Below are 4,116 nucleotides of genomic sequence, written 5' to 3'. Positions count from 1 at the left end.
CGGTCGTCTTCTCGGAGAACTTGCCGTTGCCCACGCCGTGCTGGTAGCTCAGCCCGCCGGAGGAGTTGAGGGTGAGGAGATCGCCGACGCCGTCCGGTTCGCCCTCGATGCTGTTGAAGTCGTGGCGTACCGCCGCGCCGCCGAACACTATTCCTGTGCCCGTGGTCACCGTGGCCGCCGCCGTTCCCGGGCCCGTACGGCTGTGTCATCGGCCACAGGGCCGGGCGCGCCGGCGCCGGTGCGCGCGGGGCGCGTGCGCCGCCCGCGTGGTTCGTACGCCCAACCGGCGCACGCCTCCTGACGCCGCGCCCGCCGTCGCGGCAATCGGCCGAAACCGACTGACGGGCCCGCGCCACGGCGCACCCGCTCGTGTCCGGCCCGTCGACGCCGGGCGGTGCCCGTGGATAAGGTCGGGCCCCATGGCTGGCAGACCGCCGGGCGCACCGCCCCAGACGACTGCGACGAGGCCCGGCGCCGCCACGGCGTCCGGACCCGTGACGGCCCGGTTGCGCAGGAGGCTCCGCCGGGTCCGCCGAAGGCTGCGCACGGCCGGTGTCGACTACTTCCGCGGCGGCGCCGCCGACTGGCCGGTGCTCTGCGCCCTCGCCCTGCTCGTCCCGCTGCTGATCCTGCTCAACATCTGGATCCCCGCCTGGGCCCCGCCCACCGCGCTGGTCCTGCCGATCCTGGCCGGCGCGCTGCTGCTGCGCCCCGGCAGCCTGGTGGTGCTGTACGCGCTGGCGGCGCTCGGCCTGTCCGCCGAGTCGGTGATCCACACCGGCCAGCGGGTGGCCAGCGAGAACCCCGAGGCCTACGTCTACGGCGTCACCCCGGGCGCGGCCCTGGTGGTCGGCGCCGCCGGGGTGGGCGGCCTGCTGCTGGCCCAGTTCCGGGCCCGGGTCGGCGTGCCCTGGTGGGGCGGCTCGACCATGCTGTTCGACCTGCGCGAGCGGCTGCGGGTGCAGAGCCGGGTGCCGGAGCTCCCGGACGGCTGGCACGCCGACATGGCGCTGCGCCCGGCCGGCGGGCAGTCCTTCTCCGGGGACTTCGTGGTCGCCGCCCGCACCGGCCCGGGCCAGCGGCTGCTGGAGGTGGTCCTCGCGGACGTCTCCGGCAAGGGCATGGACGCCGGCTCCCGCGCGCTGCTGCTCTCCGGCGCCTTCGGCGGCCTGGTGGGCTCGCTGCCCGCGCACGACTTCCTGCCCGCCGCCAACGGCTACCTGCTGCGCCAGTCCTGGGAGGAGGGCTTCGCGACCGCCGTCCACCTGGTGCTGGACCTGGACACCGGCGAGTACGAGCTGCTGTCGGCCGGGCACCTGCCGGGGATGCAGCGGCTGGCGGGCGCCGGGCGCTGGGAGGTCAAGGAGGCCGAGGGCCCGCTGCTCGGGATCTACGACGGCGCGAAGTTCGACGGGGTGCGCGGCCGGCTGAACCGCGGCGACGTGCTGATGCTGTGCACCGACGGCATGGTCGAGGAGCCGGGCCGGGACCTCTCCGAGGGGATGGACCGGTTGATGGGGGAGGCGGACCGGCTGGTGCCCGGCAGTGGTCCGGGCGCGGGGGCCGGTGCGGCGGCCGCGCTGATCGAGACGGTGGCCCGGGACATCAACGACGACCGCGCGGTCCTGCTGCTCTGGCGCGACTGACGCCCCTCGCCCCGGCCGTCCGTCACCGGACGGACCGGCACATGCCGCGGGCACCTGCTGTCAAGCCGGGCAGCCGATCTTCGGCCAAATCGGCCGCCCCGTCGGCTGACCGGACCTGCGGCTTCCGTTACCCGTCTCCGGCCGCCTTCCGGCCGCTCAGCGCCGCCCCGGCGACGATTCGTCAGAACGGCTCCGCTATCGTCCCGGTCGGCGGAAACTCGTCTCGCATCGCAGGATATCGGCGTTGGGCTGACTGTCAGACCTTTACGCAATCGGCACGGTCGACCACACTGAGTCCGGGCGGGACTGTTCAGGATTCGGGGGATGGGGGGCGTCACGTGCGGCACGGCAGACAACGTTCGACCGCGCCGGGCTCCCTCGCCGGTGGTGTGCCGGTCGATCCGCGATTCCGCCTCGGGACCGTCGGACAGGCCGGGGTCCGGCTTCGCAGGTGCCGCCGGGCGGCGGCACCACGCTATGAAACGAGGAAGTGAGTCCGGGTGGCACTCTCCGTCTCCGCGCTGGTCCTGTTCGCAATCCTGTGCATCATCTTCATCCGCAACAAGCAGTTGAAGATCGCGCACGGCATCATCGCCGCCCTGTTCGGCTTCATGCTGCACGAGACCACGGTCGCGGGCTCGATCAACTCCCTGCTGGCGAACCTCGCCCACAGCATCTCGGGCATCACCGGCGGCTGACCCGGCCGGGCCGTCCGCGACCCCCGCGAGGGGATCACCGGCCGGCCCGTCTGGCCTCCCGCCAGCGAGCGAACAGTCCCCGGGGGCGGGCCGCCGCCGGGGCGGGGGCGCGCATCGGCGCGGGTGCCGCGGCACCCGCCGCCGCGGCCTGCCCCGGCGCCGCCCGCTCGGCCGTCAACAGCACGAACAGCCGCGCCCAGCACAGCCGTTCGCCCCGCGGCCAGTCCATCGCGCGCAGCGCCGCCGACGCGGCCTCCGACACCTCGCCGTCGACCCGGACCTCGGCGACGTCGTCGCCCGCCTTCCCGCCCAGGAAGAGCTTCACCCCGACCGGCCCCGGCCCGGCCAGCTGCGGCCGCAGCGCGGGCGCGAGCGCCGGCAGCACCCGGTGCTCGGCGAGCCAGCCCGCCAGGTGCTCGTTGCCGAAGCCGAACACCGCCGCCGGCCCCTGGACGGCGTGCCAGCCCGGGAGTTCGGGGTGGTCCGCGTGGTCGGCGTGCACGCCGCGCCCGTCCGTCAGCTCGACCAGCACCGAGGCGGTGGTGGTCGCCCACATCTTCACCGCGTTGGCGAGCTTCTCCTCCTCGGTCTTGCCGAGGCCGGCCGCGCAGTCCCACACCACCGGCGCGTCCGCCCGGCCCAGGTGCAGCACGTAGCCGAGGTCGACGTGGCCGGCGCCGTCGTTCCCGGGGTGCTCGCGCACCGCCACCGCCGTCGTCCCCGGGCCGCGCACCACCTCGCCGTCGGCGCTGAACTCCTGTCCGAGGCGTGCCATCTCCCGGACGACACAGCGCTGTATGACGGCCAGCCGCTCCTGGGGACGCACCGGGACTCCTCCACCTCGGAGCGCGGCGGGTGAGCTCCCGCTCGAACTGCGCTCGAACGCCGCCGAGGCTATCGGCCCGGCAGCCAGGCGGGAAACCGTCCGGCCTCCCCGGTTCTCCAGTCGCGGAAATGTCTGGAATGCACCACTTTGGGAAGCGGAACCGCCCCGTGGCCGCCGGCCGGGGCCCTACCGCCCGCCTGGAGAGCCCGCATGACCCGCGCCGCCCCGACACCCCCTCCGCTGCTCCTGGCGGCCCCTCCGGCACCCCTTCCGCCCCTCCTGGCGGGCCCGGACGGCTCCGGCCTGGCCGCCGAGATCGAGGCCTACCTCGCCTCGCTGCCCGCCCCCGCGCGCCGCCCGGTGCCGTACGTCTGCCCCCACGGCACCGCCGTGCGGCCGTGGTGCGCCGGCCACCCGGCGCCCCGGGCCACCCTGCTCGACCGGGCGCGGCGCCGCCCGGCCCGCCCGGTGCCGGTCAGCGCCGCCGACCACCTGCGGCTCGCCTCCCGCTACATCGGTGCCCACGGCTGGCTGCAGGGCGCGATGTGGGACGCACGCGGCCGGGTCTGCCTGCTCGGCGCCCAGGCCGCCGTCCTCGCGCACGGCTACGGCACCCCGGCCACCGTGCGCACCGCCCGGGTCCAGCTGATGGAGGTGCTGCACGCGACCGGCCGCCCGGCGCACTCCCCGGACGAGTACAACGACCGCCCCGCCACCCGGGAGGCCGACGTCCACCGGCTGCTCGACCGGGCGGCCGCCCGGGCCGCCCGGCTCGGACTCTGAACCGGCCCGCCCGGCCTCGCGGGGCCGGGAGGACCGCCCGGAAACGCCAACGGCCCCCCGGGGGGGGGGAGCCCCCGGGGCCGGGCCGGGTTCGGGGGGCGGCGTAAGAAAACACGGGGGGGGTTTTTTTTGAAAATGGGGGTCCAAAATATAAACCCCCCGC

Annotated in this window: 4 protein-coding genes; 3 read left to right on the top strand and 1 reads right to left on the bottom strand. The window is 75.6% G+C overall.

Annotated features, from left to right (window positions below; translation table 11 throughout):
* Positions 1–506: 506 nt before the first annotated feature.
* Together ACFV61_RS08675 and ACFV61_RS08670 are read left to right on the top strand one after the other, a co-directional pair.
* Complete coding sequence (locus ACFV61_RS08675) at positions 507–1,646, top strand: PP2C family protein-serine/threonine phosphatase (RefSeq protein ID WP_063351101.1); 1,140 nt, start codon at positions 507–509, stop codon at positions 1,644–1,646.
* A gap of 500 nt (positions 1,647–2,146) precedes the next feature.
* Entirely contained in the window at positions 2,147–2,344 is a 198-nt protein-coding gene (locus ACFV61_RS08670; protein WP_063347574.1) for a hypothetical protein, read from the top strand.
* A gap of 34 nt (positions 2,345–2,378) precedes the next feature.
* Here ACFV61_RS08670 and ACFV61_RS08665 read toward each other — a convergent pair whose 3' ends face one another.
* Complete coding sequence (locus ACFV61_RS08665; RefSeq protein WP_380490757.1) at positions 2,379–3,119, bottom strand: DUF6348 family protein; 741 nt, start codon at positions 3,117–3,119, stop codon at positions 2,379–2,381.
* A 261-nt stretch (positions 3,120–3,380) separates the two neighbouring features.
* Here ACFV61_RS08665 and ACFV61_RS08660 point away from each other — a divergent pair, with 261 nt between their 5' ends.
* Positions 3,381–3,953 (top strand): hypothetical protein, encoded by a 573-nt coding sequence (locus ACFV61_RS08660; protein ID WP_380490755.1) that lies wholly within the window; start codon positions 3,381–3,383, stop codon positions 3,951–3,953.
* Positions 3,954–4,116: the final 163 nt, after the last annotated feature.

Source organism: Kitasatospora sp. NPDC059817 (assembly GCF_042731835.1).
Classification (GTDB): domain Bacteria; phylum Actinomycetota; class Actinomycetes; order Streptomycetales; family Streptomycetaceae; genus Kitasatospora.
This window is presented reverse-complemented; position numbering and strand designations above follow the sequence as displayed.